We start from the raw sequence: 25,196 nt of genomic DNA on the forward strand, positions 1-25,196 counted from the left end.
GTGAGGTCGTGGGTGGTGGCGAAGTCGACGAGTTGGTGCCAGGAGGCGCGGGTGGCGACGTGGAGGCTGGTGTCGAGGGTGGTCCAGTCGTGGTCGCGTTCGGCCTGGGTCCGGCCGAGGCGCCGGAACAGCTCGTCGACCTGGTCGACCCGGCCGCCTGAGCCGTTCGCGCCGTCCGGCTCCTCAGGGCCGGCGGCGTCGTCGAGGAAGTGGTGCGCCGCGACCCGGGCGGCCCTCAGCAGCAGCTGGTGGCGCGGGGTTCCCGGGGCGGCGGCGTGTGGCGGCAGTGCCGCCACGATGTCGTCGACGACCCGCTTGACCATCGGGTCCAGGGCAGGCCGCAGTGCGAGAGCCGCCGTCCCGAGATGGGGCTGGGCAGCAGATGGCAAGCCGGGCGTCGATCAGGGGACATCCGGGGGAGACTGCTGCTCCCCGTCGGGCGTCGTCGGGTCGGTCGACCGGTACGGGGTGTAGTGCGCGTTCGGGTCTGGCTCCGACGCGTCCGACATCCACGAGTCCCAGTTGCGCTGATGGTCCTCGGGAGTCATCCCTCCCAGCGTCGCCGGTGACACGAGTCCGAGGCGCGCGAGCGCGCTCATCGTGATCTCACGCACCTTGACCCCGGCTGGCGTGACCGTTCGGTACTCCTGCGCCATCTCGACCCTCCCCCGCAATGGACGCCTGTTCGGCGTCGGTACTGATCGACGCTAGGCGCTCTAGACCCACATGTCGCGTGCTGGACCTCGGACAGCCGCGACTTGTTCCCGAACTTGTCAACCGCGCGACAAGTTTCGGTGCCCGACGCACCGGAATCGGCGTCGGGTCTTGAGTCGAGGGCGGGCGGGTGCTGCCGATGGAGGCTTCGAGTCAAGTTCATCGCCCAGCGGATCGTCAAGCACGCCCTGACGCTGGTGTAGTCCACCCGAGTACGACGACACGGCCGCACTCTCTGGCGTGTCGCTCCGGATCCGAGGCTCGGTGTCCGTCAAGATGCGCCTGACAGTCGTCAGGACCAGCCTGACGACGGCCACCTGGAGGTTGTCATGCGTCGTATGAAGTTCACCATCGCCCGCCTGGTCCAGCGCTCGCACGGTCGGAGCCTGAACTCGGGTTACATCTGGCGATGAGCACACGGTGATGACCACGGCAGGATCGACGGCGCTCCGCACCCGTCCGCCTGGACCCCGAGGGGATCGGTGGGCCGGGAACCTCATGGCCTACGAGGAGGACCGGCTCGGCTTCCTCCTGGGGCTGCGGGAGCGGTACGGCGCGATCGTCGCGTTCGACGATCGGACGACGATCGTCAACGACGTCGACCTGGCACACGAGGTCCTCACCAATCGTCAGCGTGCGTTCGCGATCCTGGGCAACTTCCGCTCGGAGCGCGTCACCGTACGACAAGCAGGAGCTGCTGCGGAGGCCCTCACCGCGTTGGGCCCGGGTCTACGGCGAACAGCCGTCACCCATCTCGGGCCGCAGACCTCCCGGCTCATCGAGCAGGCCTTCCCGAGAACGACGACGAACGCCGCGATGGCGCTCGACCCGCTTCCCCGTCTGGAGGACGTCCTCACGCGAGTGACGTACGGGCACTACTTCGGAGACGACTGGTCCACCGTCCAGCCGGTCGTCGGCCGGCTGCTGGCGCGTCTGGCCGCGGTGTTCGGCAGCCCCTTCGCCCTCCCGTCCTTCCTCCCGACCCCGTCCCGGCTGCGGATCCGATTCGCCTACCGCGCCGCGCGCGCCGTCATCGACCCGTTGATCGAGACGCGCCGTCGCACGCCGGAGGCCGACGACTACGTCGCCCAGGTGGTCCGCAGGCAGCAGCTGGCGCACGCCACGCCGGACCGGCTCGCGGACCTGGTGATCGGCTCGATGCTGGCCGCGCACCGGATCCCCGCCATCGGCGTCGCCTGGGCGCTCCTCGAGCTCGCGCACCGACCCGGCCTGCAGGAGGACCTCCTCGCCGAGTCGCTGGAGCGCCCGCAGGCGCCCGGTTCCCTATCCCCGCTCGCCCTCGCCGTCATCCTCGAGGCGCTGCGTCTCCACCCTCCGACGTGGATCCTGAACCGCACCGTCACCGAGGCGACCGTGCTCGGTGGGTATGAGCTCGCGCCCGGGCACCGGCTGATCATCAGCCCCTACGTCATCCACCGCGATCCCGCGGTGTTCGAGAACCCGTCGGCCTTCGACGTGGACCGGTGGCAGCACCGGTCGGCCATGCGCGGCTTCCTGGGCTTCGGGCGCGGTCTGCACCTCTGCCCGGGCCAGCATCTCGGGCTGGCGACGATGACCAGTGCGCTCTCCGCGATCATCCGGAACTGGCACCTGGAACCCGATCCGACGAGCAGGTCGCCGCTGTCCGAGGACCCGCGCTCGTCCCTGGTGCCGGTCCGCCCGGCCGTCCGGTTCAGCGCGCGCCACTCCCGGTGAGCGCCCTCAGGCGGTGGAGCGTCTCTTGGCGTCGTCCACGCGCTGGGCGAACCGCTCCCACGCGGCCTGCTTGGAGACCCCGAGCGACTTCCCGATCTGGGTCCACGACAGCTTCCGGCTCCGGGCGAGCTCGATCCACTCGACGAGGAAGTCGTCGACCTGCGCGGCCGTCTGGGAGATGGACGGGATGGCGGCGAGGATCTCCGCGTCCGTCATCCGCTCCCAGGGCGGTGCTGCGGCGGCGTCCGCCGCGGCGGTGTCCGAGAACAGCTCGTGGTAGTGCGTGACGCAGTCCTCGCAGATCATCGCGCCCAAGCCGCCCGCGAACTGCAGCCCCCGCTCGCCCTGGCGCCCGCAGAACGAGCACCTCTTCCGGGTGACATCGTGATCCATCTCAACCCCTCCACGCCGTTGTCAGCGGACCGGAGATACACCCGCGCGGTGATACGTCACTCCTGACAGCCGTGTCCGATGATCGCACGGGAGAGCGAATATTGGTCCGGGTACGACCGGTCCGTCTCACGCCACCAGGTCGCGCAGCAGCCGATCGGAGGCGAGCAGCGCCTCGTGATCGTGGGTCGAGGCGCTGGAGAGCACCTCGTCGGCGCGGGTCCGATCGACCAGCCGCTCCAGGCGCCGGCGTACCGTCTCGGGGCCTCCCGCGGCGGCGCGCTCCAGGGCGGCCTCGACGCGGCGGCCCACCTGCGCCGGCCACGTCCGGTCACGGATCACCTTGGCCGGCTCGAGGGGCGGGAACTCGCCGGTCTGACGCGACTGCGCCATCGCCCAGGCCTCGGGGAGTGCGAGCTCGCGCGCGGCGGCGTCGTCGTCGGCCACCAGGACGTCGAGCGAGACCGTCACCCACGGCTCGCTTCCCCGGTGGGGTCGGAAGGTACGGCGATAGCCGGCGAGCAGCTCGCCCACGTCCTCGGAGTCCAGCACCGGACCGCCGACGACGACGGGCAGCCCGAGCCGCGCGGCGATCTCGACCCCGCGTCCCGTGGCCAGCACGTGCATCGGCACCGTACGGCGCGCAGCGGGCCTGGCGGTCACCTCGCCGGTGCCCTCCAGGTAGCCGCGGAGCTCGCGGAGGTCGCTCTCGAAGAGGTCGCCGGCGTCGAGGTCGCGGCGCAGCGCGTGGCGTACGGGCGGGGTGAAGCCGGAGGAGCGGCCGAGTCCGAGGTCGACCCGGCCCGGGTGCAGGGCCTCCAGGACGAGGAACTGCTCGGCGACGACCAGCGGTTGGTGCAGGGGCAGCATGACGCCGCCCGAGCCTATGCGGATCGTGGAGGTGCGCGCGCCGACCGCGGCGAGCAGGACGGCCGGCGTCCCCGACGCTATCCCGGGTACGGCGTGGTGCTCCGCCACCCAGAACCGCTCGTACCCGGCCCGCTCGGCGTGGACGGCGCGCGCCACCGTGAGCTCGAGCGCCGTGGCGTCGACAGTGCCGGCCCGCGTCCGGGACCGGTCGAGCAGCGAGAGCCTCACGCCTGCTCCAACGCCGCGGGTGCCGGCCTCCTTCCCGGGGCCGGACTCAGCCCTGGGAGAGTCCCGTCTCCTCGCTCCGGCCAGCCTCGGCGGCCAGGCCGTCGCCCTCCGCCTCCGCGTCGAGTCGGTCCTGCAGCTCGCCGATCTCCTCACGCTCGGCGTCGAGGTCGGGGCCGTCCTGGGGGTCGGGCTCGTTGCTGTTCTCGCTCATGGACGAGAGGTACCCACTCCTGCAAGGCGTCGAGATCGGCCGCGCCGAACGGGGTACCGGTCCTCCATGTCCATCATCGGTTTCCTCGTCTTCGGTCTCGTCGTCGGCGCCCTGGCCCGCCTGCTCAAGCCCGGCCGCCAGAACCTCGGCCTGCTCGGCACCCTGGTCCTCGGCGTCATCGGCTCGCTCATCGGCGGCGTCGTCGCCACCGCCCTCGGGACGGGCGACTTCGGCGAGCTCAACGTCATCGGCGCGATCGTGGCGATCGTGGCTGCCGTCCTCCTCGTCGGCGTCGTCGAGGGGCTGATGGGCAGGAGCAAGTCGCCCGCGCACCGATGACCTCGACCCGCCCGTGAGGGCACGACGACGGCTCCGCACCCGCCGGGTGCGGAGCCGTCGTGTCTGGTGGGGCGCCGAGCCCGGGTCAGGCCGGTACGTCGGGCCGCAGCCGCTCGGTGACCTCGCCGGCGGCCTCGACCACGAGCCGGATCTGCTCCCGCTGCTCCTCGCCCGACTCGTCGCTGTAGCGGAAGATCGGCCCGGAGGCGCTGATCGAGCCCAGCACGTTGCCGGCGGCGTCGAAGAACGGGGCGGCGATGGACGCCGCGCCCGTCCCGCGCTCGTTGAGGGAGATGCCGTACCCGCGCTCGCGGATCTCGGCCAGCTGGGCGAGGTAGGCCTCGACGTCGGCGTCCGGCTCCTGCTGGAGCATCTGGCGCACGGCCGAGTCGATGAACGGCTGCGGCAGGTGGGCCAGGATGGCCCGACTGGACGCGCCGGAGTGCAGGGGGAAGCGCGGGCCGATCTCGACGACCATCTTGATCTCCTGCGGGCTCTCGAACTGGTCGAGGTAGACCCGCTGGTCGCCGACGAGCACGGAGAGGGTGGTCGTCTCACGGGTCCGGTCGCGCAGGCGACGCAGCACCGGCGACGCGACGGTCCGCAGGTCCAGCTGGCTCCACGCGCGGATCGAGAGTCCGGCGGCGGCAGGTCCCAGCACGTACCCGGCCCGGCCCGGGGCCGTCTGGATCAGCGAGCGGGAGGCGAGCGAGCGCAGGATCCGGTGCACCACGGCCTTGCTCAACGCCAGGTCGCGGGCGATCCGGGAGACGCCGAGCGGGTCGTCCGAGCGGCCGAAGAGCAGCAGTACGTCGGCGACCCGGTCCGCGGCCTCGGTTCCGCCTGGAGTCTCGCGTTCGTCGGTCGCAGGGGTGTCTGGGCTCATCGCGCACCTCGCCTTTCCGCGTGCGTTTCGCTGAGAGAAACGATATCAGAACGACGTCGTTCGCGGCAGCCTCTGGAATTCGGGGTACGGGACGTGCAATAGTGACGCCGATCCCGCTGGACTGGACCAGTTCGCATGTTGGATGGCCCGCTCAGCGAAACGATGCCTGGCTCGGAAGGCGTTCCTGCCGACGGAACGCTTCCGCAGTCGTCCGGCCCGGAAGGACGGTCTCGCACCATGAAGAAGCTCCCCCTCGCTGTCGTCGGTCTCCTCGGCGCCCTGGCCCTCTCGGCCTGCGGTGGCTACGAGCCGGCCGACGACGAGGTCGTGATCGGCTCGGTGCACCCGCTGACGGGCGCCCTGGCCGGTCAGGGCGAGATGATGCACGAAGGCGCCCAGCTGGCGGTCGACGACCTGAACGCGGCCGGGGGCATCGAGTCCCTGGGCGGCGACCAGCTCGTCCTGCGGGCCGGTGACAGCAAGGGTACCGCCGACGCCGGCCAGGTCGAGGCCCAGCGGCTGGTGAGCGAGGGCGCGGTCGCGCTGATCGGCACGTACCAGAGCGACGTCACCGCCAACGTCTCCGCGGTCGCCGAGCGCAACCGGGTGCCGCTGGTCATCGACGTCGCGGTCGACGACGTGATCCTCGAGCAGGGCTACGAGCACACCTTCCGGATCCAGCCCAACGCCTCCAGCATGGGCCGCGACGGCGCCAAGGCGCTGGCCGAGCTCTCGGCCGCCAACGGCAAGCCGGTGCGGAAGGTGTCCTACCTCCACATCGAGGGCGCGTTCGGCCAGAGCGTCCACGACGCCTTCGCCGAGGAGGCCGAGAAGGAGGGCATCGAGATGGTGTCCGAGGTGACCTACCCGGCCACCAACTTCACCGACGCCACGACCCAGGTCCGCGAGGCCCTGGCCGCGGACCCCGACGTCCTCGCCGTGACCGGCTACTACCCCGACAGCCTGCTGATCGCCCAGGCGATCCGGGCACTCGGCGGCGACGTCGACGCGGTGTACGGCGTCGCCAACGGCGGCTTCGACGACAGCGCGTTCCCCGCCGACGCGGGCGCGGCGGGCGCCGACGTACTGAGTGCCAACTACCACTACGCCGCCACCGACGAGCGTGCCCAGGACATCCGGGCCCGCTTCGAGCAGAAGTACGGCCGGACCATGGAGACCTCCGCGATGCTGGCCTACCAGGCCGTCGTGGTGATCGCCCAGGGTCTGGAGGAGACGGGGTCCAAGGACCCCGAGGAGCTGCGCGACGCCATCGCCGGGCTGCAGGTCGAGGACCCGCTGCTGGAGTTCGGAGGCCCGATCGCCTTCGACGAGACGGGCGAGAACGAGAACGCCTCGGTGACGGTCATGCAGGTCCGCGACGGCCGGATCGAGCAGGTCTTCCCGGACCAGTTCAAGACCGCCGACATCGTCTACCCGGTCGGCCGTTGAGCCGCGCGCGAGGAGGAACGAACGACATGACGGAACCCACGAGCACGGCCGCGGCGCCGGAGGCGCCGCCGGACCGCGGGACGCTGCGCCGTCCCTCCGAGGCGGTGGTCCCGCTCGGCGTGGTGGCGGCCGTCGTGGTCGCGATCGTCCTGGTGTACGCCGTGGGCGACCGCGCCACCGACCTGGTCACCCAGTCGGTCGTCACCGGCCTGCTGCTGGGCGGCGTCTACGCGCTGGTCTCGGTCGGCCTGACCCTGATCTTCGGCGTCCTCGGCATCGTGAACTTCGCCCAGGGGGCGATGCTCACGATGGCGATGTACCTGGTCTACGAGATGACCAGCTCCGGCGGGCTGCCGGTGTACGTCGCCATGCTGCTCGCCGTCCCGATCATGTTCGTCTTCGGCGTGGTCGTGCAGGTCGCGCTGCTCAACAAGCTGACCCTGTCCGGCAGCCACGAGGGTCCGCTGCTGGTCACCCTCGGCCTGAGCCTGCTGATCATCAACGTGCTGCTGATGATCTTCGGTGGCCGTCCGCTGCGAGTCCCCGGCTCGGTCGACGGGTCGCTGGAGATCTTCGGCGCGGTGGCGTCGTACGAGCGGCTGATCGCGTTCGCCGGCGCCCTGCTGGTGGCGGCCGCGCTGCTGCTCTTCCTGCGCCGTACCTCCTTCGGCATGTCGATCCGCGCGGTCGCCGCCAACGCCGAGGGCGCCTCCCTGGTCGGCGTCGACGTGCGCCGCATCTACGCCCTGACCTTCGGCATCGGCGCGGCCTGCGTCGCGGTCGCCGGCGGGCTGATGGCGCCGTTCCTCAGCCTCACCCCGACCGTCGGCGAGCAGTTCACGATCCTCGCCTTCGTGATCGTGGTGCTCGGCGGGCTGGGCAGCGTCACCGGTGCCCTCCTGGGCGGGCTGATCATCGGCCTGGTGCAGACCGTGGGTGCGCTCTACTTCCCGGGCACCGGCTCGCTGATCCTGGTCTTCGCCGTCTTCGTGCTGGTGCTGTTCTTCCGGCCCCAGGGCATCATCGGGGCGGCGTCATGACGGCCCTCACCGATCGTCCCGGGCGGCCCACCACGGTCGCCACCGACGACCCGCGCCTGCGCGACCGCAGCGCCGCCCGGTCGTACACCGTCCTCGCCGTCCTCGTCGCCGTCCTCGCGGTGCTGCCGTTCTTCCTGGACGACCAGACCGAGACGGTCGCGGTCCGGACGCTGATCTTCGCGATCATGGCGGTCGGCTGGAACCTGATGAGCGGCTACGGCGGCATGTTCAGCTTCGGCCACGCCGCGTTCTTCGGCATCGGCGCCTACACCGGCGCCTACCTCCTCGTGGAGCACGGCGTCTCGCCGTGGATCTCCATGGTGGTCGGCGCGGTCATCTCCGCCGCTGCCGGCTGCCTGATCGCGTTCCTCTGCCTGCGCTACAAGCTGGCCGGGTCGTACTTCGCGCTGGCGACCTTCGCCTTCGCCATGGTGTTCCTGCTGAGCGTGCAGAACCTCGACGTGCTGCACCGCACGGAGGGCTTCAACGTCCCGATCCTGTCCGAGGACTCCTGGACGATGATGCAGTGGAAGGCGGGCAGCCCGCTCTACTTCTGGATCCCGCTCGGCATCCTGGCCGTGGGCCTGATCGGCACCATCGCCTTCGTGCACTCGCGCACCGGGCAGTACGCCCAGGCGGTGCGCGACGACGAGGTCGCCGCCGCGTCCCTCGGCATCCCGGTCATGCGGGTCCGGCTGATCACCGTCGCGGCGAGCTGTGCGCTGACGTCGCTGGCGGGTTCCTTCTACACGCAGTACTACTTCTTCGTCGGTCCCGAGCAGGCCTTCGGGTCGGCGGTCTCGGTCAACGCGATCATGCCGGCGGTGATCGGCGGCATCGGCACCATCTGGGGTCCGCTCGTCGGCGCGCTGATCGTCGGCCCGCTCTCGGAGTGGATCGCCGACATCCTGCGCGAGCCGCCCGGCTTCCTGTCGTTCCTCGAGGGCCTGTCCGGTCTCGACGTCGCCGTGTACGCCACCCTGCTCATCCTCATCGTGCTGTTCATGCCCAAGGGCATCTACGGCACCCTGCGCGATCGGTTCCGCTCATGAGCCTGCTCCAGGTCGAGAAGCTGACCAAGTCGTTCGCCGGCCTGAAGGCCGTGAGCGACGTCGACGTGACCGTCGCCGACGGGGAGTTCCTCGGCATCATCGGTCCCAACGGCGCCGGCAAGACGACGCTCTTCTCGCTGCTCGCCGGCCAGCTGCCGCCGAGCAGCGGACGGGTCGTCTTCGACGGCCGCGACATCACCGGCTGGTCCGCGGACCGGGTCGCGGGCGCGGGACTCGTCCGCACCTTCCAGCTGATGCGCCCCTTCGAGAGCATGAGCGTGCTGGACAACGTCGCGATCGCGGCCCACCACCGCCACCGCTCCCGCCGCGCGGCGCGTCACCACGCGCTCGAGGTGATCGAGCGGGTCCGGCTCGAGGAGTACGTCGCCGCCCCGTCCGGCACGCTGCCGACCGCCGGGCTGAAGCGGCTGGAGCTCGCCCGGGCGCTGGCTCTCGAGCCGCGCCTGCTGCTGCTCGACGAGGTGCTGGCGGGCCTGGTGCCGGCGGAGCGCGCGCCCATCATCGAGCTGCTCCGCGAGATCCACGCCGACGGCGTCACGGTGATGTTCGTCGAGCACATCATGGCGGCCGTGATGGCGCTGTCGGAGCGGCTGCTCGTGATGGCCGAGGGCCGCGAGCTCGCCCTGGGCGATCCGCAGGAGGTCATCCGTGACCCGCGGGTCGTCGAGGCCTACCTGGGGGAGGACCACGCATGATGCTCGAGCTCGACGACATCCACGCCGGCTACCGGCGCCTGGAGATCCTGCACGGCCTGACGCTCCACGTCGACCGCAGCGAGATCGTCTCCCTCATCGGCGCCAACGGCGCCGGCAAGACCACGACGCTCCGCGCCATCGCCGGGCTGGTCGGGATCTCCGGTGGCCGGATCCGCTTCGACGGCGAGGAGGTGCAGGGCCGCTCGGCCCACCGCCTGGTCCGCTCGGGTCTCGTGCACGTCGCCCAGGACCGGGCGCTCTTCGGCAACCTCCAAGTGGTCGAGAACCTCGAGATGGGCGCCTACACGCAGTCCCGCTCGACGGTGCGCTCCTCCCTCGACGAGGTCTTCGACCTGTTCCCGATCCTCGCCGAGCGACGCCACCAGCGGGCCGACACCATGTCCGGCGGCCAGCAGCAGATGCTCGCCATCGGCCGGGCCCTGATGGCACGCCCGAAGTGCCTGACCCTCGACGAGCCGTCGATCGGCCTGGCGCCGAACCTGGCCGCCCAGGTGCTGGAGGCCATCACCCGGATCCGCGACACCGGCGTGACGGTGCTGATCGTGGAGCAGAACGCCTCCCAGGCGCTCGCGATCTCCGACCGTGCCTACGTCATCGAGAGCGGCGCGATCGTGCTCGAGGGCAAGGCCTCCGACCTGGCCGACGACCCGCGGGTGCGCGAGGCGTACCTCGGGGTCTGACGGTGGTCGGTCTCGGTCGCCGTTGCTTGTGGGCTGCGGGGGTCTCGACGGTCGCTCGTCGCTGGCGCTCCTCGCTGCTCGACCACCGGTCGGGTCCGACGGCGCTCCTCGCTGCTCGACCACCGGTCGGCCCTGGTGGTCGAGCAGCGAAGGACGGAGTCCTGAGCGCCCGTCGAGACCCGGTGGGCCGAGTGTCGGCGGTGCCCACCGTCGCCTCCGCGCTGCGGGGGTCTCGACGGGCGTTCGTCGCTGGCGCTCCTCACTGCTCGACCGCCGGTGGGTCCGACGGCGCTCCTCGCTGCTCGACCACCGGTCGGTCCTGGTGGTCGAGCAGTGAAGGACGGAGTCCTGAGCGCCCGTCGAGACCCGGCGAGGGGGAGTCGGCGGTGCCCACGGTCGCCTCCGCGCTGCGGGGGTCTCGACGGGCGTTCGTCGCTGGCGCTCCTCACTGCTCGACCACCGGTCGGCCCTGGTGGTCGAGCAGTGAAGGACGAAGTCCTGAGCGCCCGTCGAGACCCGGTGGGCCGAGTGTCGGCGGTGCCCACCGTCGCCTCCGCGCTGCGGGGGTCTCGACGGTCGCTCGTCGCTGGCGCTCCTCACTGCTCGACCACCGGTGGGTCCGACGGCGCTCCTCGCTGCTCGACCGCCGGTGGCCCCACTCTCATGTCCCGTCACACCCAGGAGGAAGTGTCCTGATGCGTCTGCTCGCCATCACCCCGATCGTCGTCGACGAGGCCGAGCTCGCCCGCCGCCAGGCGCGGTACGACGAGCTCGCGCCGGACGGCGTGCGCGTCGTGCTCGAGCGCCTGGAGGAGGGGCCGCGCGCGCTGGAGACCGAGGCCGACATGCGGGCGAGCGAGGAGGCTCTGCTGGCGCGCTACCGGCAGGCCGACCCGGCGGAGTGGGACGGCTTCCTGCCCGACTGCGTGCTCGACCCGCTGGTCGACGGCGACCACGGGCTGCAGCGACCGGTCTTCGGCATCGGCCGGCTGGCCGCGGGCTTCGTCGCCGCGCAGGGCGGCCGGCTCGGCGCGGTCGCCCGCAACGCGGCCATCGCCGCGGAGCTGGACCGACGGCTGGCGTCGTACGGCGTGGCGACGGTGGCGCCGACGGCGGTCCTGGACCTGGCGGTCGAGGACATCTCCGACGACGCCGTCTGGGCCGCGGCCGTGGCCCGGACCGTCGACGGTCTCGACTGCGACTTCGTGCTCAACGCCTGCTCGGCCGTCGAGGTCGAGGAGCAGCGCAGCGCGCCGTACCTGCTCGACCCGACGGCCGCGGCGCTGGCGCTGCTGGCCCACCGCGGTGCGGTGACGGGGGTGCGGGCGTGAGCGAGGACTTCGAGGGACCCGACCTGGTCGTCGCGGGCGCGGGCGGCGGGCTGGTCGCCGCGCTCCGGGCCGCGTCGCTCGGGCTGAGCGTGCTGGTGGTGGAGCGCAACGAGCACTTCGCGCGCGGCAACAACACGTCGATGTCGACGGCGATGGTGCCCGGCGCCCGCACCCGCTGGCAGCGCGAGGCCGGGGTCGAGGACTCGCCCGAGCAGTTCCTCGCCGACATCCGCGCGAAGACCCACGGCGAGGCCGACGAGCGACTGGCCGGCGCGCTGGCGGGCGTCAGCGCCCGGCTGCTGGAGTGGCTGGCCGACGACGTCGACCTGCCGCTGTCGCTGGTGACCGACTTCGGCTACCCGGGGCACTCGGCGTACCGCTGCCACACGGTGCCGGGCCGCGCGGGCCACGCCATGCTCGGGGACATCCTGCGCGCCGTGCGCGCCTCCGACCTGATCGACCTGATGGTCCCCGCGCGGCTGGCCGACGTCGAGGTGGTCGACGGTGCGGTCCGCCGGGTCCTGGTCGAGACCCCCAACGGCGAGGAGTGGATCCCCACCCGCGCCGTGCTGCTGGCGACCAACGGCTTCGGCGCCGACCGCGAGCTGGTCGCCCGCCACCTGCCCGAGATCGCGGGCGCGACCTACCACGGCAGCGAGGGGTCGACCGGCGACGCGCTGCGAATCGGCGAGCGGCTGGGCGCGGCGTCGGCCTACCTCGACGCCTACCAGGGGCACGCCGCCCTCACCCCGGCGGCGACGCTCGCGGGCTGGGCGACGGTGATGCACGGCGCCGTCGTGGTCGACCTGTCCGGGCGCCGCTTCGGCGACGAGACCACCGGCTACAGCGAGTACGCCGCCGCGCTGCAGGCAGCGACGGGCGGGCGCGGCTGGATCGTGCTCGACGAGCGGATCCACGAGGCCTGCCTGCCGTTCACCGACTACGGCGACACGGTCGAGTCCGGGGTGACCCGGATCGCCTCGGACGTCGACGAGCTGGCCGCGCGCACGGAACTGGACGCGGGCGTGCTGGCGGCGACGCTGGAGGCCGCGCGCGCGGCCGCGGAGGGCGAGGCTCCCGACGAGCACGGCCGGACCCGCTGGGAGGCGCCGCTGCGGGCGCCGTACCGCGCGGTGCCGGTGACCCCCGCGCTCTTCCACACCCAGGGCGGGCTGGTCGTCGACGAGCACGCGCGCGTGCTGCGCGAGGACGGCACCCCCATCACCGGCCTGTACGCCGCGGGCGGGGCGGCCGCCGGCATCTCGGGTCACGGGGCGGCGGGCTACCTCGCGGGCAACGGGCTGCTGCCGGCGCTCGGGCTGTCGTTCCTGGCCGCCGAGCACGTGGCGGCCGGCTAGAAGCGGTACGCCGTCTGGCTGTGTGGGTCCTTGCCGAACGCGAGGACCTTGGCCGGCCGGACGGCGTACACCCACGGGCGGGAGCCGTCGTCGCCGACGAAGGTCTCGTCCTCGGCCTGCCACGCCCAGTCCGCGCCGTACTTCTCGCGCCAGGCCCGGGCGAGTGGGTCCAGCGAGGCCCGACCGACGACCCGTTCGGCCCGGCCCTCGACGACGATGTCGGTGCCGGAGGTCCAGGCGGGGGACCCGGTCGTGACCGCCACCAGCGGCGAGCCGGTGAGGTTGACCTGCTTCTGCTCGCCGACGCCGGTGCAGAAGGCGAACGCGCCGTCGTGCCAGACGCCGACGAGCGGCGTCACGTGAGGGCGGCCGTCGGCGCGGACCGTGGTCAGCCAGTAGAGCTCGGCCTCGGTCAGCTGCCGCTCGACGGCGGTCCAGGGCAGTGGGCTGGCGGTCGGCACGCCGAAGCGGGCGTCGATCTGTGCGGTGGGCATGGCGGTACCGACCGGCGCGGCCGGCCGGAGTCATCGGTCGGGATCAGGTGACGGAGCGGTAGGCGAAGCGGAACCGCAGCCCGTCGACCTCCTTGATGGTGATCGCGAGCTCGTCGGTCTCGGCGGCACCCTCGACCTGGACGGTGCACGTGGACGTCGCGTCGACCTCGCCGGCCACCTCCTCGCATTCCAGCGACTCCACGGCGTACCCCTGCTGCGTCAGCTGCGCACCCACCTGCTCGGCGAGGGTGTCGCCGTCGAGGAACAGGTCGACGTCGAAGTCGACGTCCTGGCCGTCCACGTCCGTCACGACGGTCCGGAAGCCGGTGCGCCCGCCCTCCGCGTCGGTCCCGAAGCAGTCCACGCTCGCGTCGACCTCCGCCGGGAGCTCGTCGTCGCAGGAGACCTCGATCCCGGCGGACTCCGCGTCGCCCGCGCCGCCGTCGACGGTGATCTTCCCGGCGATGGCCTCCTCCAGCCTCTCGGGGGAGACGGCCCGGGCGCCGACGGACACCGAGGCCGAGCAGCCGCTCAGCACGAGCAGCGAGAGGATCAGGGCGGAGACGGCGCGGCGGGTCACCAGCACAGCATCGACCCGGGGGCGAGCGGCCAAACCCGCCGGTCACCCGACCGGCGTGCGCTCCTCGAGCGGCGCCTCGGGTGCGGGCTCGTCGCCCTCGATCGAGACGTGCGGCAGCAGCCGGTCGAGCCAGCGCGGCAGCCACCACGCGGCCTCGCCGGCCAGCACCAGCAGTGCGGGCGCGAGCGTCACCACCAGGAACCCGGCGAGCAGCACGGCGACCGAGAGACCGACGCCGAACTGCTTGATCGTGGGGTCCTCGTTGAGGATGAAGCTGGCGAAGACCGACGCCATGATCAGGGCGGCCGTCGTCGTGATCCGGGCGCTCGACGCGAGCGCGGAGCGGACCGCCGCCCGCGCGTCCTCGCCCGCCTGGTGGTGCTGCTGCAGGTGGCTGACCAGGAACACCTCGTAGTCCATCGACAGCCCGAACAGCCCGGCGAACATCATCAGCGGCACGTAGCTCGCGATCGGCACCGAGCCGTCGGCCGTGTCGATCCCGAGCACCGGCAGCCCCCAGCCCCACTGGAAGGCGGCGGTCAGGACGCCGAACGCCGCGGCCGCCGAGAGCACGTTCGTCAGGGCCGCCTGCAGTGGGATCAGCAGCGAGCGGAACGCGATCATCAGCAGCAGGAAGCCGAGCAGCACGACCGTGCCGATCACGAGCAGCAGCCGGTCGGAGATCTTCGCCGCGAGGTCGACGTACGACGCGGTGTAGCCGCCGACGTACGACGTCATCCCGGCCCCGTTCACCGGCGGCAGCACGTCGTCGCGGACCTCCACGACCAGGTCGGCCGTGTCGTCGGAGGCCGGTGACGTCTGCGGCACGGCGGACAGCAGCACGACGTCGCCGTCCTTGTTGAGCTGCGGCGGGGTGAGCGCGACGACGCCGCTGGTGTCCTGAAGCGCCTGCTGGAGCGCCACGACCCGGTCGTCGGTGCCCCGCTCGTCGCCGCCGGCCGCGGTGACCATGGCGGTGAGCTGGGCCTGGAGCTGCTCGGCCTGCTGCTTCTCCTGCTCGGACGCCTGCTGCTCGGCCGTCAGCTGGTCCGCCTTGGCCTGCAGCGCGTCCGCCTGCTGCTGGAGGGTGGCGGCCTTCTGCTGCAGGTCGTCGGCCTGGGCCTGGAGGTCCGCGCCCTCGGCCTCGAGCTCCGTCGCCTGCTGCCGGAGCGAGGCGGCCTGGGCCTGCAGGTCGTCGGCCTGGCGCTGGAGTGCGGTGGCCTGACGTTGCAGCTCCTCGGCCTGCTGCTGGAGCCGGCGTGCCTGCTCGGCCAGCTCGCGCGCCTCGCGCTCCAACGGCGCCAGCTGGCGGCGTACGGCGTCCTGCCGGTCCTGAACGTCGGAAAGCCGCGCCCGCAGCCGGGCCACCCGGTCCGAGCGACCCCGCTCCTGCGCGTGCGCGATCCGCCTCTCCAGGACCCGGGCGCGTACGTCGAGCCGCGCGAGCTCGGCCACCAGCGGCCGGGCGCGCGCGGCGAGGGCCTCTGCCTCGCGGCGGAGCGTGTCCCGGCGGGCCACCAGGCGGTCGCGCTCCGCCTCCAGCTGACGCTGCCGGGCCCGCAGCTGCTCGGCCTGGCGCTCCAGGTCGGCCTGCTGGGCGCGGAGCGCGGCGGCCTGCTGCTCGAGCGTCGCCTGCTGCGCCTGCAGCGCGTCGCCCTCGCTCTCCAGCTCCTGCTGGCGGGCCCCCAGCCGCGCCTGCTTCTCCTTCAGCTGGTGCGCCTCGCGGGGCAGGTCGGTCTGCTGCTGCTCCAGGTCGGCCTGCATCGCCGTCGCCTGGTCGTACAGCCGGGTGAACTCCGCGCTCGGCGCGGCGACCGGGTCGAGCCGAGAGGCGACCTGGAGCGGGCCGTTGTAGCCGACGCCGAACCCGTCGGTGATCAGGTCGTAGGCCTGCCGCTCGGTGGTGTCCGGCGAGGTGGCGCCGACGTCCTCCTGGCCCAGCTCGAGGGCGAAGACGGGGATCACCAGCGGCGCGACCGCCGCCAGCGAGAGCCCGGCGACGAGGAGCGGGTGGTCGTGGACGACCCGCGCCCAGCGCGACCAGAGCCCGCCGGGGCGATCCGCGCCGCGGCGTACGAACGGGACGCGGAGCCAGCCGATCCGGTGTCCGAGCAGGCCGAGGAACGCGGGCAGCAGCGTGATCGCCACGAGCACGGCCGCGACCACGGCGATCGCGGATGCGAGGCCCAGCGCGCTCACCAGCGGGATGCCCGCCACCCCGAGCGAGAGCAGGGCGATCACGACCGTGCAGCCCGCGAAGACGATCGCGCTGCCCGACGTGGCGACCGCCTGGGCGACGGAGTCGGTCACGCCCATGCCCTCTCGGAGCTGGTCCTGGTGGCGGGTGATCAGGAACAGCGCGTAGTCGATCCCGACGCCCAGCCCGATCATCGTCGCGAGCGTGGGGCCGGCCGAGGGGATGGTGACGACGTGACCGAGCAGGCCGACGGTGCCGAGGGCCACCCCGAGCCCGACCACCGCCGTGAGGATCGGCAGCCCCATCGCGACCAGGCTCCCCAGCACCAGGCTGAGGATGATCATCGCCGCGACGATCCCGACGATCTCGCTGATCTCGGAGTCGTCGGCCGAGAGGGTGGAGCCGATCGACCCTCCGGCCGCGACGGTCACGCCCGCCTGCTGTGCGGGGTCGGTCGCGTCCACGACGTCCTGGGCGATCTCGGTCGTCAGCTCGCCGGAGCCGATGTCGAGCAGGACCGGCGCGAACGCCGTACCCCCGTCGTCGGAGAGGAGTCCCGCCGTCTGCCCGGAGCTGCTGAGCGGGTCGGTCACGCTGGCCACGTGCGGGACCTTCGCCATCGCCGCGACCGAGTCGCTGACCGCCTGGCTGTACGCCGCGTCCGTGAGCTTGCCCTGCGGCACGGCGAAGACGATCGGGTTGACGCCGTTCTGCTGCGGCGGGAACCGGTCCTCCAGCAGGTCCTTCGCGGACTGGCTGCCCGTCCCGGGCAGGGACAGGTCGTTGCTCGTCTGCGCGCCCACGCCGGAGACCGCGGCGATCACCGCCCCCGCGATCAGCACCCAGACGGCGATGACCACCAGGGCGTGCTGCGCGCAGAACCGTCCCAGGGCGCGCAGCAACCGTGCCATCGTCCGAGGATGGTCAAGCGGCGGACCGGATCGGTCGTCCGGCGTCGAACGTCCCCTGTTCTGGGGACCACGACCGGGGTCGAGGCCGACTCTCGTCGTACGGGGTTTCGAGGCTCAGGACTTCGTCCTTCGCACCTCAACCAGCGGGGGCGTGGCGCTGGTCGAGGTGCGAGCGGGGGCGTGGCCGTCCGACGCTGGTTGAGGTGCGAGCGGAGCGAGCCTCGAAACCTGGTGAGCGGGGAGTCGGCCTGGGTCGGGGCCGACTCTCGTGGTGCGGGGTTTCGAGGCTCAGGACTTCGTCCTTCGCACCTCAACCAGCGTGAGGCGTGACGCTGGTTGAGGTGCGAGCGGAGCGAGCCTCGAAACCTGGCGAGCCGAGAGGTTGGGTGGTTGTGGTGGGGTGGGCGGGTGCGCTCTCCGATCCCCGACTACCTGACCCAGGTCCTCGACCAGTGCGGGACCGACCGCAGCGGCGAGCTCGCGGCGTACATCCCCGAGCTCGCCGACGCCGACCCCGAGCGGTTCGCGCTCGCGCTGGCGACCGTCGACGGGACCGTGTACGCCGTGGGCGACGACGAGGTCGAGTTCTCGATCCAGTCGATCTCGAAGCCGTTCGCCTACGCGCTGGCCCTGGCCCGGCACGGTCTCGACGCGGTGCTGGCGAAGGTCGGGGTGGAGCCGTCGGGCGACGCCTTCAACGAGCTGTCGCTGGAGATCGGCACCGGGCGCCCCTTCAACCCGATGATCAACGCCGGGGCGCTGACCGTGCACGCGCTGATCGACGACGAGACGGTCCTGCGCGGGTTCTCGGCGTTCGCCGGCCGCGAGCTCGAGGTCGACGAGGCGGTCTTCACCTCCGAGCTGGAGACGGCCGACCGCAACCGGGCCATCGCCTTCATGCTGCGCAGCCACGGCATCGTCGAGGCCGACGCCCAGCAGGTGGTGGAGGGCTACACCCGGCAGTGCTCGGTCCTGGTGACCGTGCGGGACCTGGCGCTGATGGCGGCCACGCTCGCGAACGGCGGCGTCCAGCCGGTCACCGGCCAGCGGGTCGTCCCCGACGAGGTGACCCGCCAGGTGATGGCCGTGATGGCCACCTGCGGGATGTACGACGCCGCCGGCGACTGGTTCACCAGCGTCGGGATCCCGGCCAAGAGCGGGGTCGCCGGCGGACTGATCGGCGCCCTGCCCGGTCAGGCGGGCCTGGCGACGTTCTCGCCGCGGCTCGACCGGCACGGCAACTCGGTCCGCGGCGTCCAGGTCTTCGAGCGGCTCTCCCGGGACATGGGCATGCACCTGATGGAGGTGCCGCCGCCGGCCCGCTCGCTGGTCCGAGGTCGGACCGAGCTCCCCGGCGGGCAGCCCGGGCACGGCTGGACCTACGAGCTCCAGGGCTCGGTGAACTTCGTGGGGATGGAGCGGGTGCTGCGCTACCTCGCCGACGAGCCCCCGACGGAGTCGACCGTCGTCCTCGACCTGACCCGGGTGAACGAGGTCCGTGACATCGGCCGGCGGATGCTGCTGGAGGCGGTGCGTCGCCTCGTGCTGGACGGCCACGCGGTCACCCTCATCGACCCCGAGGGCATGCTCGAGGCGTTCCCCGACGACCACGCCGACGGCGACCTCGACGTCGGCGACGGCGTCGAGGTGCCGGTGCTGCGGCGGCGCTGAGTCCGGGCGGGATCAGCGCGTCTCGACCCGCAGCCCGAGGTTCTCGACGAGGAGCACAGCCTGCTCGGGGTCGACGACCGCGTCTTTGAGCACCAGCGAGCGCACGTCGAACGAGCCCAGGTTGGAGCCGCGCAGGTCGGCGCGGATGAAGGTCGTCTCGTGCAGCGTCGCGCCGAGCAGGTCGACCCCGCGCAGGGTCGCCCCGTCGAAGCGGGTCCCCGCCAGGTCGGCCTCGCGGAGGCTGACGCCCTCGAAGGAGCTCTTGCGCAGGTCCGCGCCGCGCAGCACGACGTAGTCCCAGATGCCGCCGTCGACCTTCAACCCGGAGATCCGGCAGCGCTCGAAGACCGACCCGGTCAGCTTGCAGCCGGTGAACGTCGTCGAGAAGAGCGACGAGCGCCGGAAGGTGCACCCGGTGAAGGCGGTGTCGGCGAGCTTCGCCCCGCCGAGGTCGACGTTGTCGAAGGTGCACCCGTCGAAGCTCGCACCCCGGCTGACGACCTGACCGAGGTCGACGTCGTGGAACCGGACGTCGACGTACAGCTCGCCGGTCAGGTCACGCGCGCGCCAGTCCTCGCCGTCGATCTCGGTGACCGTCATCCACGCTCCTCGTCCGGGTCCGTCGTACGGCGACGACCGTACGCCGTGCCGCCGACAGCGGACCCGGTGGTCAGGCGTGGTGGCACGCCACCCGTACGCCGGCGTGCGGACGCGGCTCGGGGACCCGGTCGTGACACAGCGAGGTGACCGCCGGGCACCGGGACGCGAACGTGCAGCCCGGCAGGCCGGCCCACGGGGTGACGGGGTCGCCGGCGACCGGCACCCGGTCGCGGCGCTCGCTCGGCGAGAATGCGGGGACGGCGCTGACCAGCATCCGGGTGTACGGGTGCCGGGGGTTGGCGATGATCTCCTCGGCCGGTCCCTCCTCGACGATCCGGCCGAGGTACATCACGCCGATCCGGTCGGCGACGCTGCTCACCACGGCCAGGTCGTGGGCGATGAGCAGCGCGCCGAACCCGCGCTCGGCCTGCAGGTCGGAGAGCAGGTTGAGCACCTGCGCCTGGACCGAGACGTCGAGCGACGCCACCGGCTCGTCGAGCACGAGCAGCCGGGGCTGGAGGGCGAGCGCCCGCGCGATCACCACCCGCTGCCGCTGGCCCCCGCTGAGCTCGCGGGGCAGCCGTCGGCCGAGGGACCGGTCGAGGCCCACCGCGTCGAGCAGGTCGGCCGCGCCCTCGACGCCGCGTCCCTGGATGTGCAGCGGCTCGGCGAGGATCTCCTCGATCCGCATCCGCGGCGAGAGCGCGGCCGCCGGGTCCTGGAAGACCAGCTGCGTGTGTGGGCGGTGGGTCCGCAGCTGCCGCCGTCGCAGTCCGGAGACCAGCTCGCCGGACCAGCGCACCTCGCCCTCGTCCAGCGGCGCCAGCATCGCCGCGGCCCGGGCGAAGGTCGACTTGCCGCAGCCGCTCTCGCCCACGAGCGCGACGGTCTCACCCGCCTCGACCCGCAGCGTGACGTCGTCGACCGCGACCAGCCGCTCGGTACGCCGGCTCCGGGTCACGTCGTACGTCTTGCGGGCGTTGCGCACCTCGAGCACCGTGCTGCTCACCGGACCACCTCCAGGGTCGGGCCGGCGGGCAGCCAGCAGCGGCTCCAGCCGTTCGGCGTCGTACGGACCGGCGGCGCCTCGCCGCACTGGGGCGTGGCGCTCGCGCACCGGGCCGCGAACGAGCAGCCGTCGGGCCACTGGCCGGGCGCCGGCGGCCGGCCGGGCATCGCGGCGAGCCGGCGCCGACCGGGTTCGAGCGTGGGCCGGCTGGCCAGCAGGCCGCGGGTGTAGGGGTGCCGGGGGCTGTCGAAGATCTCGTCGACGGGTCCCTCCTCGACGATCTGGCCGGCGTACATCACCGCGACCCGGTCGGCGATCTCGGCGACCAGGCCGAAGTCGTGGGTGACGATCAGCGCGGAGCGCTCCTGCGAGCGGGTCGCCGCACGGATCACCTCGAGCACCTGGGCCTGCACCGTCACGTCGAGCGCCGTGGTGGGCTCGTCGGCCACCAGCAGCGCCGGCTCGTTGGCCAGCGCGATCGCGATCGCCACCCGCTGCCGCAGCCCGCCGGAGAGCTCGTGCGGGTAGGCCCGCATCCGCTGCTCCGGGCCCGGTACGCCGACCGACGCGAGCAGTTCGACGACCCGCGCTCGGTGCTGCGCCGCGCGGCCGCCGCGGTGCAGCACGATCGCCTCGGCGATCTGGGTGCCGATGCGCTGGAGCGGGTTGAGCGAGCTGAGCGGGTCCTGGAAGACGGTGCCGACCACGCCGCCGCGGACCCGGCTCATCGTCGCGGCGTCCGCGCCGACCAGCTCGGTGTCGAGCAGGCGGACCGACCCGCGCGTGATGCGGACGCCGCTGCCCGCCAGACCGAGCGACGACATGCAGGTGACGGTCTTGCCCGAGCCGGACTCGCCGACCAGACCGACGACGCCGCCGCGCGGGACGGTCAGCGAGGCGCCGCGCACGAGCACCTGCGGGCGCTCGGGGGTGCCCGCCTCGATCCAGAGGTCGTCGATGACGAGGGTGTGGCTCACGACAGCACCTCCGGGTCGAGGCCGGCGCCGCTGAGGCGTCGGCGCAGGGCGGTGCCGAGGGTGTTCGCGCAGAGCACGGTCAGGGCGATCATGATCGAGGGCCAGGCGATGATCCACCAGGCGGTCTCGAGGTAGACCGTGCCGTCGGAGATGAGGTTGCCCCACGACGGCGTCGGGGGTCGTACGCCGAGGCCCAGGAACGACAGCGAGCTCTCGATGACCACCAGCGTGCCGACGGTGAACGACCAGACGACCAGGGTCACCGGGAGCACCTGGGGCAGCAGGTGCTTGAGGACGACGTACCGGTCGGAGGCGCCGGCGCCGGTCGCCGCGACGACGTAGTCCTCGCCACGCAGCCGATGCACGACGGTGCGGGTCACGCGGGTGGGCAGCACCCAGCCGCCGAGGGTGAGCAGCGCGATCAGCACCGGGATGTCGGAGCCGACGACCGCGACGGCGGCGAGGGCGAGCACCAGGAACGGGAAGGCCAGCCAGATGTCGGCCCCGGTCATGATCGCTCGGTCGAGCCGGCCGCCGCGGTAGCCGGCGAGCAGTCCGAGCAGCACCCCGAGCACGACGGCGCCGGTGGCCGCCCCGAAGCCGACCGCCAGCGACACCCGGCCGCCGGCGAGGGTCCGTGCGAGCAGGTCGCGACCGAACGAGTCGGTGCCGAGCAGCCCGCCGTTGCCGCCCAGCCAGGTGGGCGCCTCGAGACGGTTGCCCAGGTCCTGGGCGATGGGGTCGGCGTCGACGAGGGCCGGGCCGAGCAGGCAGGCCGTCACGACGACTGCGAGGACGGTCACGGGCGTCCAGAACCGGAGGTCGGGAGTCCTCATGCGGCGGCCCTTCCGGTGCGGGGGTCGAGGACCCGGAGGAGGGCGTCGCCGAACACGTTGACGAGGACCACGACGACGCCGATCACGAAGACGGCCGCCTGCACGACGGGGTAGTCGCGCGCGAAGATCGCGTCGACGAGGCGCTTGCCGATGCCGTCGTACGCGTAGAGGACCTCGACGACGACGGCGCCGCTGATCAGGTAGGAGAGCTCGACGACGAGCGCGGCGGTGACGGCGGGGAAGGCGTTGGGGAGCGCGTGACGCCAGACCACGCGGCGGCGCGAGGCGCCCTTGGCGGCGGCGGTGCGCAGGAAGTCCTGCTCGTCGACGAGGTCGAGCTCGGCGTCGATCATCCGCGCGGTGCGCGCGATCGGGAACAGGGCGAGCGTGATCGTCGGCATCACCAGGCTCTCGACGGTGCCGCTGCCGAAGGCGGGCAGCAGGCCGAGCTGGACGGCCAGGAGCGAGATCAGACCGACGCCGATGACGAAGGTCGGCACGGCCTGGGCCAGGGTCAGCAGGCCGCCGAGCGGGGCGCGGACGAACCGGGGGCCGTGGTGCAGCGCGAGCCCGGCGGGCACCCCGACGACGACCGAGACGATCATCGTGATGGCGATCAGCAGCAGGGTCGCGGGCAGGGCGCCGAGCACCGAGCCGAGCGCCGCCTCGCCGCTGAGGATGGACTCGCCGAAGTCGAGGCGCGCGGTGTCGCCGAGGAACTCCAGGTACTGCACGAACAGCGGCCGATCCAGGCCGTACGCCGCCCGGATCGCGTCGAGCTGATCCGGGGTGGCCGAGGGGCCGGCGAGCACGCCGGCGGGGTCGCCCTTGAGACGGACCAGGAAGAACAGCAGCGTGAGCAGCCCGAGCAGCGTGAACGCCATCCGGGCCAGGAGCCGGACCGGGAAGGGCAGCCGGCTCAGGCGGGGGGAGGCGCCCCCCTGCCGCCGGGCGGCGGCAGGGGGACGCGCGTCGACGGTGGTCACTTGGTGACGACCATCTCCTCGACCCGGATCAGGCTGTCGCCGGTCAGCGGCAGCTCCTTGATCCGCGGAGCGGAGGTGTAGAGGTTGTCCGGCCAGGCGAGCATCAGGACGCCGGCCTCGTCGTGCATGACCTTGGCCATCTGCTGGATGAGGTCGGCACGGGCGTCCTCGTCGAGCTCCTGGCCCTGCTGCACGAACAGCTCCTGGTACTCCGAGCTGTCGAAGTGCACCTGCTGACCCGGCGCGGGCGGCCCGAAGCGGGTCACGGCGGCGATGTCACGCAGGTCGTAGTAGTCGGTCTGCCAGTAGAGCAGCGGGGTCTGGCTCTTCTGCAGCAGCGAGCCGATGAACGCCGAGAGGTCCTCGATGACGACCTCGCTCTTGAAGCCGACCGCGTTGAGGAACCCGGCCACCGCCTCGGCCTGGGTCTTGAACAGCGCGGTGGTCGCGATCGGGAGCTCGAGGCCCTCGGCACCGGCCTCCTTGATCAGCTCCTCGGCCTTCTCCGGGTCGTAGCCGTAGTGGGGCAGGTCGGGGTCGAACCCGAGGTAGCCCTCCTGGAGGAACTGGCTGCCGTTCGGCGTACCGAAGCCGCCGAGCGAGCCCTCGACGAACGCCTCGCGGTCGATGGCGTAGTTGATGGCCTGGCGCACCCGGACGTCGGCCAGCTTGGGCTCGACGTCGGCGATCAGGCTGGTGATCGCCGAGGAGCCGGCGGACCGGTTGGTGGTGGTGAAGCCCTTCGACTCCAGCTGCACGGAGACGTCGGCCGGAAGGCCGAAGGCCACGTCGACCTCGCCGGTCTGCAGGGCGCTGGCCAGGGTGGTCGGGCTGGGGATCGCGCGGAAGGTGATCGCCTCGACGTTGTCGCTCGCGCGCCAGGAGTCGTCGAAGCGCTCGAGCTCGATGCTCGTGCCCTCCTGGTAGTCGGTCACCTCGAACGGGCCGGTCCCCGCGGGACGGTCGGTGTCGAACGTCGCCGGGTCGACGATGTCGAGCAGGGTGAGCCGGTTGAGCAGGATCGGATCCGGGCCGTCGGTGACGACCTCGAGCTCGGTGGGGGAGACCGCGACGGCCTTCTCGATCGTGCCGGTCTTCGCCGCGACCGAGGTGTACGCCGGGTCGCCCGACTGCACGCGCTCGACGTTCGCGACGACGGCGTCGGCGTCGAACGCCGCGCCGGAGGAGAACGTCACGCCCTCGCGCAGGGTGAAGGTCATCGTCGTGTCGTCGACCCGCTCCCAGCTCTCGGCGAGCCCGGGCTGGAGCTCGCCCTTCGCGTCGAAGCTGACGAGCTGGTCGAAGACCTGCTTGGTGTAGCTGCGCCCGACCGAGGAGAGCGCCGCAGCCGGGTCGAGGCTGCTGGTGATGGCCGTGCTCGCGAGCGTCACGTGCGCGTCGTCGACGGCCGCACCCCCGCCGCTGCTCGTGTCGTCGTCACCGCAGGCGGTCAGGACCGCCAGGCCCAGCGCCAGGGCCGTCGTACCGGTGAGGACGCGCCGCAGGCTGCTGCTGCGACGGGGGGTGGATGGGTGGAGCGACATGGACACCGCCTACTCGTATCGGTCCGCGGGCAAATGAGATCCCGCTCACATATACGATATAACGTAGCGAAGTCCGCAGACCGCGGTCCATGTGAAATGGACGTTAAGTTCGACATCCGGACGCCGCCCCGACGCTGGTCGAGGTGCGAGCAACGCCGAGCCCTCCGCTGGTTGAGGTGCGAGCGGCGCCGACCCGATGCTGGTTGAGGTGCGAGCGGAGCGAGCCCCCGCTGGTTGAGGTGTGAGCGAAGCGAGCCTCGAAACCCCGTGAGCCGACAGTCGGCCTTGTGGAAGACGAGGGGCAATCGAACTTACGTTCGAGTAGAATCGAGACACGAACCCACCCCGTCGTTGAGCTCTCGGAGGCTCGCATGGACCACCCGATCCGCC

General features: G+C 72.4%; 24 protein-coding genes. 10 read left to right on the top strand and 14 right to left on the bottom strand.

From position 1 onward, the window contains the following. The coding region (locus VMF51_RS03725) for a hypothetical protein (RefSeq protein WP_325473055.1) at positions 1-323 on the bottom strand (323 nt) is incomplete at its 3' end. A gap of 889 nt (positions 324-1,212) precedes the next feature. Between VMF51_RS03725 and VMF51_RS03730 the strand changes: the two genes are divergently transcribed. After that, entirely contained in the window at positions 1,213-2,430 is a 1,218-nt protein-coding gene (locus VMF51_RS03730; protein ID WP_325473056.1) for a cytochrome P450, read from the top strand. 6 nt (positions 2,431-2,436) lie between these two features. Here VMF51_RS03730 and VMF51_RS03735 read toward each other — a convergent pair whose 3' ends face one another. From VMF51_RS03735 to VMF51_RS03745, 3 genes are all read right to left on the bottom strand, one after another. After that, on the bottom strand, positions 2,437-2,823 hold the full coding sequence (locus tag VMF51_RS03735; protein ID WP_325473057.1) for a ClpX C4-type zinc finger protein: 387 nt from the start codon (positions 2,821-2,823) through the stop codon (positions 2,437-2,439). A 126-nt stretch (positions 2,824-2,949) separates the two neighbouring features. Continuing rightward, on the bottom strand, positions 2,950-3,918 hold the full coding sequence (locus tag VMF51_RS03740) for an MsnO8 family LLM class oxidoreductase (RefSeq protein WP_325473058.1): 969 nt from the start codon (positions 3,916-3,918) through the stop codon (positions 2,950-2,952). Positions 3,919-3,964: 46 nt separating this feature from the next. Further along, positions 3,965-4,129 (bottom strand): hypothetical protein, encoded by a 165-nt coding sequence (locus tag VMF51_RS03745; protein ID WP_325473059.1) that lies wholly within the window; start codon positions 4,127-4,129, stop codon positions 3,965-3,967. Between the two features lie 66 nt (positions 4,130-4,195). On the opposite strand from VMF51_RS03745, the gene VMF51_RS03750 reads away from it, so the two are divergent. Next, entirely contained in the window at positions 4,196-4,468 is a 273-nt protein-coding gene (locus tag VMF51_RS03750) for a hypothetical protein (RefSeq protein WP_325473060.1), read from the top strand. 85 nt (positions 4,469-4,553) lie between these two features. Here the strand turns inward: VMF51_RS03750 and VMF51_RS03755 are convergent, their stop codons facing one another. Then, a complete protein-coding gene (locus tag VMF51_RS03755) occupies positions 4,554-5,354 on the bottom strand; it encodes an IclR family transcriptional regulator (RefSeq protein WP_325473061.1) in 801 nt (266 codons plus the stop codon). Between the two features lie 237 nt (positions 5,355-5,591). Between VMF51_RS03755 and VMF51_RS03760 the strand changes: the two genes are divergently transcribed. From VMF51_RS03760 to VMF51_RS03790, 7 genes are all read left to right on the top strand, one after another. Next, positions 5,592-6,803 (top strand): ABC transporter substrate-binding protein, encoded by a 1,212-nt coding sequence (locus VMF51_RS03760; RefSeq protein WP_325473062.1) that lies wholly within the window; start codon positions 5,592-5,594, stop codon positions 6,801-6,803. 26 nt (positions 6,804-6,829) lie between these two features. Continuing rightward, the gene (locus tag VMF51_RS03765) at positions 6,830-7,843 is read left to right on the top strand and encodes a branched-chain amino acid ABC transporter permease (protein WP_325473063.1); all 1,014 of its coding nucleotides are present in this window, start codon (positions 6,830-6,832) and stop codon (positions 7,841-7,843) included. After that, positions 7,840-8,895: a branched-chain amino acid ABC transporter permease gene (locus tag VMF51_RS03770; RefSeq protein WP_325473064.1), complete on the top strand. Its 1,056-nt coding sequence runs from the start codon at positions 7,840-7,842 to the stop codon at positions 8,893-8,895. The genes VMF51_RS03765 and VMF51_RS03770 overlap by 4 nt, the downstream gene beginning before the upstream one ends. Beyond that, on the top strand, positions 8,892-9,611 hold the full coding sequence (locus tag VMF51_RS03775; RefSeq protein ID WP_325473065.1) for an ABC transporter ATP-binding protein: 720 nt from the start codon (positions 8,892-8,894) through the stop codon (positions 9,609-9,611). Before VMF51_RS03770 ends, VMF51_RS03775 begins: the two co-directional genes overlap by 4 nt. Beyond that, the gene (locus VMF51_RS03780; RefSeq protein ID WP_325473066.1) at positions 9,608-10,312 is read left to right on the top strand and encodes an ABC transporter ATP-binding protein; all 705 of its coding nucleotides are present in this window, start codon (positions 9,608-9,610) and stop codon (positions 10,310-10,312) included. The genes VMF51_RS03775 and VMF51_RS03780 overlap by 4 nt, the downstream gene beginning before the upstream one ends. Before the next feature lie 695 nt (positions 10,313-11,007). Beyond that, entirely contained in the window at positions 11,008-11,643 is a 636-nt protein-coding gene (locus VMF51_RS03785; protein ID WP_325473067.1) for an aspartate/glutamate racemase family protein, read from the top strand. Next, on the top strand, positions 11,640-13,001 hold the full coding sequence (locus VMF51_RS03790; RefSeq protein ID WP_325473068.1) for an FAD-dependent oxidoreductase: 1,362 nt from the start codon (positions 11,640-11,642) through the stop codon (positions 12,999-13,001). The genes VMF51_RS03785 and VMF51_RS03790 overlap by 4 nt, the downstream gene beginning before the upstream one ends. On the opposite strand, the gene VMF51_RS03795 is transcribed toward VMF51_RS03790, so the two are convergent. From VMF51_RS03795 to VMF51_RS03805, 3 genes are read right to left on the bottom strand one after another with little or no spacing between them, the layout of a single operon-like run. Beyond that, positions 12,998-13,495, bottom strand: coding sequence for a pyridoxamine 5'-phosphate oxidase family protein (locus VMF51_RS03795; RefSeq protein ID WP_325473069.1), 498 nt, complete (start codon positions 13,493-13,495; stop codon positions 12,998-13,000). The genes VMF51_RS03790 and VMF51_RS03795 overlap by 4 nt on opposite strands. A 43-nt stretch (positions 13,496-13,538) precedes the next feature. Next, on the bottom strand, positions 13,539-14,075 hold the full coding sequence (locus VMF51_RS03800) for a DUF4333 domain-containing protein (protein ID WP_325473070.1): 537 nt from the start codon (positions 14,073-14,075) through the stop codon (positions 13,539-13,541). A gap of 42 nt (positions 14,076-14,117) precedes the next feature. Further along, positions 14,118-17,183 (bottom strand): MMPL family transporter, encoded by a 3,066-nt coding sequence (locus VMF51_RS03805; protein ID WP_325473071.1) that lies wholly within the window; start codon positions 17,181-17,183, stop codon positions 14,118-14,120. A 408-nt stretch (positions 17,184-17,591) separates the two neighbouring features. Between VMF51_RS03805 and VMF51_RS03810 the strand changes: the two genes are divergently transcribed. Next, on the top strand, positions 17,592-18,854 hold the full coding sequence (locus VMF51_RS03810; protein WP_325473072.1) for a glutaminase: 1,263 nt from the start codon (positions 17,592-17,594) through the stop codon (positions 18,852-18,854). Between the two features lie 12 nt (positions 18,855-18,866). Here VMF51_RS03810 and VMF51_RS03815 read toward each other — a convergent pair whose 3' ends face one another. From VMF51_RS03815 to VMF51_RS03840, 6 genes are all read right to left on the bottom strand, one after another. Then, entirely contained in the window at positions 18,867-19,454 is a 588-nt protein-coding gene (locus VMF51_RS03815; RefSeq protein ID WP_325473073.1) for a pentapeptide repeat-containing protein, read from the bottom strand. Between the two features lie 70 nt (positions 19,455-19,524). Then, positions 19,525-20,463 carry an ABC transporter ATP-binding protein gene (locus VMF51_RS03820; protein WP_325473074.1) on the bottom strand — a complete coding sequence of 313 codons (939 nt, stop codon included), beginning with the start codon at positions 20,461-20,463 and terminating at the stop codon, positions 19,525-19,527. Further along, positions 20,460-21,440, bottom strand: coding sequence for an ABC transporter ATP-binding protein (locus VMF51_RS03825; protein ID WP_325473075.1), 981 nt, complete (start codon positions 21,438-21,440; stop codon positions 20,460-20,462). The genes VMF51_RS03820 and VMF51_RS03825 overlap by 4 nt, the downstream gene beginning before the upstream one ends. Then, positions 21,437-22,276 carry an ABC transporter permease gene (locus tag VMF51_RS03830; protein WP_325473076.1) on the bottom strand — a complete coding sequence of 280 codons (840 nt, stop codon included), beginning with the start codon at positions 22,274-22,276 and terminating at the stop codon, positions 21,437-21,439. Before VMF51_RS03830 ends, VMF51_RS03825 begins: the two co-directional genes overlap by 4 nt. Then, on the bottom strand, positions 22,273-23,262 hold the full coding sequence (locus VMF51_RS03835) for an ABC transporter permease (RefSeq protein ID WP_325473077.1): 990 nt from the start codon (positions 23,260-23,262) through the stop codon (positions 22,273-22,275). Before VMF51_RS03835 ends, VMF51_RS03830 begins: the two co-directional genes overlap by 4 nt. Further along, on the bottom strand, positions 23,259-24,806 hold the full coding sequence (locus VMF51_RS03840) for an ABC transporter substrate-binding protein (protein WP_325473078.1): 1,548 nt from the start codon (positions 24,804-24,806) through the stop codon (positions 23,259-23,261). The genes VMF51_RS03835 and VMF51_RS03840 overlap by 4 nt, the downstream gene beginning before the upstream one ends. Positions 24,807-25,196: the final 390 nt, after the last annotated feature.

The organism is Nocardioides sp. (assembly GCF_035503875.1).
Lineage (GTDB): Bacteria > Actinomycetota > Actinomycetes > Propionibacteriales > Nocardioidaceae > Nocardioides.

Coding starts and splice junctions, on each gene's coding strand:
- VMF51_RS03815 (WP_325473073.1), bottom strand. CDS start 19,454: ATGACGGTCACCGAGATCGACGGCGAGGACTGGCGCGCGCGTGACCTG.
- VMF51_RS03805 (WP_325473071.1), bottom strand. CDS start 17,183: ATGGCACGGTTGCTGCGCGCCCTGGGACGGTTCTGCGCGCAGCACGCC.
- VMF51_RS03735 (WP_325473057.1), bottom strand. CDS start 2,823: ATGGATCACGATGTCACCCGGAAGAGGTGCTCGTTCTGCGGGCGCCAG.
- VMF51_RS03770 (WP_325473064.1), top strand. CDS start 7,840: ATGACGGCCCTCACCGATCGTCCCGGGCGGCCCACCACGGTCGCCACC.
- VMF51_RS03730 (WP_325473056.1), top strand. CDS start 1,213: ATGGCCTACGAGGAGGACCGGCTCGGCTTCCTCCTGGGGCTGCGGGAG.
- VMF51_RS03760 (WP_325473062.1), top strand. CDS start 5,592: ATGAAGAAGCTCCCCCTCGCTGTCGTCGGTCTCCTCGGCGCCCTGGCC.
- VMF51_RS03765 (WP_325473063.1), top strand. CDS start 6,830: ATGACGGAACCCACGAGCACGGCCGCGGCGCCGGAGGCGCCGCCGGAC.
- VMF51_RS03840 (WP_325473078.1), bottom strand. CDS start 24,806: ATGTCGCTCCACCCATCCACCCCCCGTCGCAGCAGCAGCCTGCGGCGC.
- VMF51_RS03795 (WP_325473069.1), bottom strand. CDS start 13,495: ATGCCCACCGCACAGATCGACGCCCGCTTCGGCGTGCCGACCGCCAGC.
- VMF51_RS03775 (WP_325473065.1), top strand. CDS start 8,892: ATGAGCCTGCTCCAGGTCGAGAAGCTGACCAAGTCGTTCGCCGGCCTG.
- VMF51_RS03785 (WP_325473067.1), top strand. CDS start 11,008: ATGCGTCTGCTCGCCATCACCCCGATCGTCGTCGACGAGGCCGAGCTC.
- VMF51_RS03780 (WP_325473066.1), top strand. CDS start 9,608: ATGATGCTCGAGCTCGACGACATCCACGCCGGCTACCGGCGCCTGGAG.
- VMF51_RS03750 (WP_325473060.1), top strand. CDS start 4,196: ATGTCCATCATCGGTTTCCTCGTCTTCGGTCTCGTCGTCGGCGCCCTG.
- VMF51_RS03755 (WP_325473061.1), bottom strand. CDS start 5,354: ATGAGCCCAGACACCCCTGCGACCGACGAACGCGAGACTCCAGGCGGA.
- VMF51_RS03745 (WP_325473059.1), bottom strand. CDS start 4,129: ATGAGCGAGAACAGCAACGAGCCCGACCCCCAGGACGGCCCCGACCTC.
- VMF51_RS03830 (WP_325473076.1), bottom strand. CDS start 22,276: ATGAGGACTCCCGACCTCCGGTTCTGGACGCCCGTGACCGTCCTCGCA.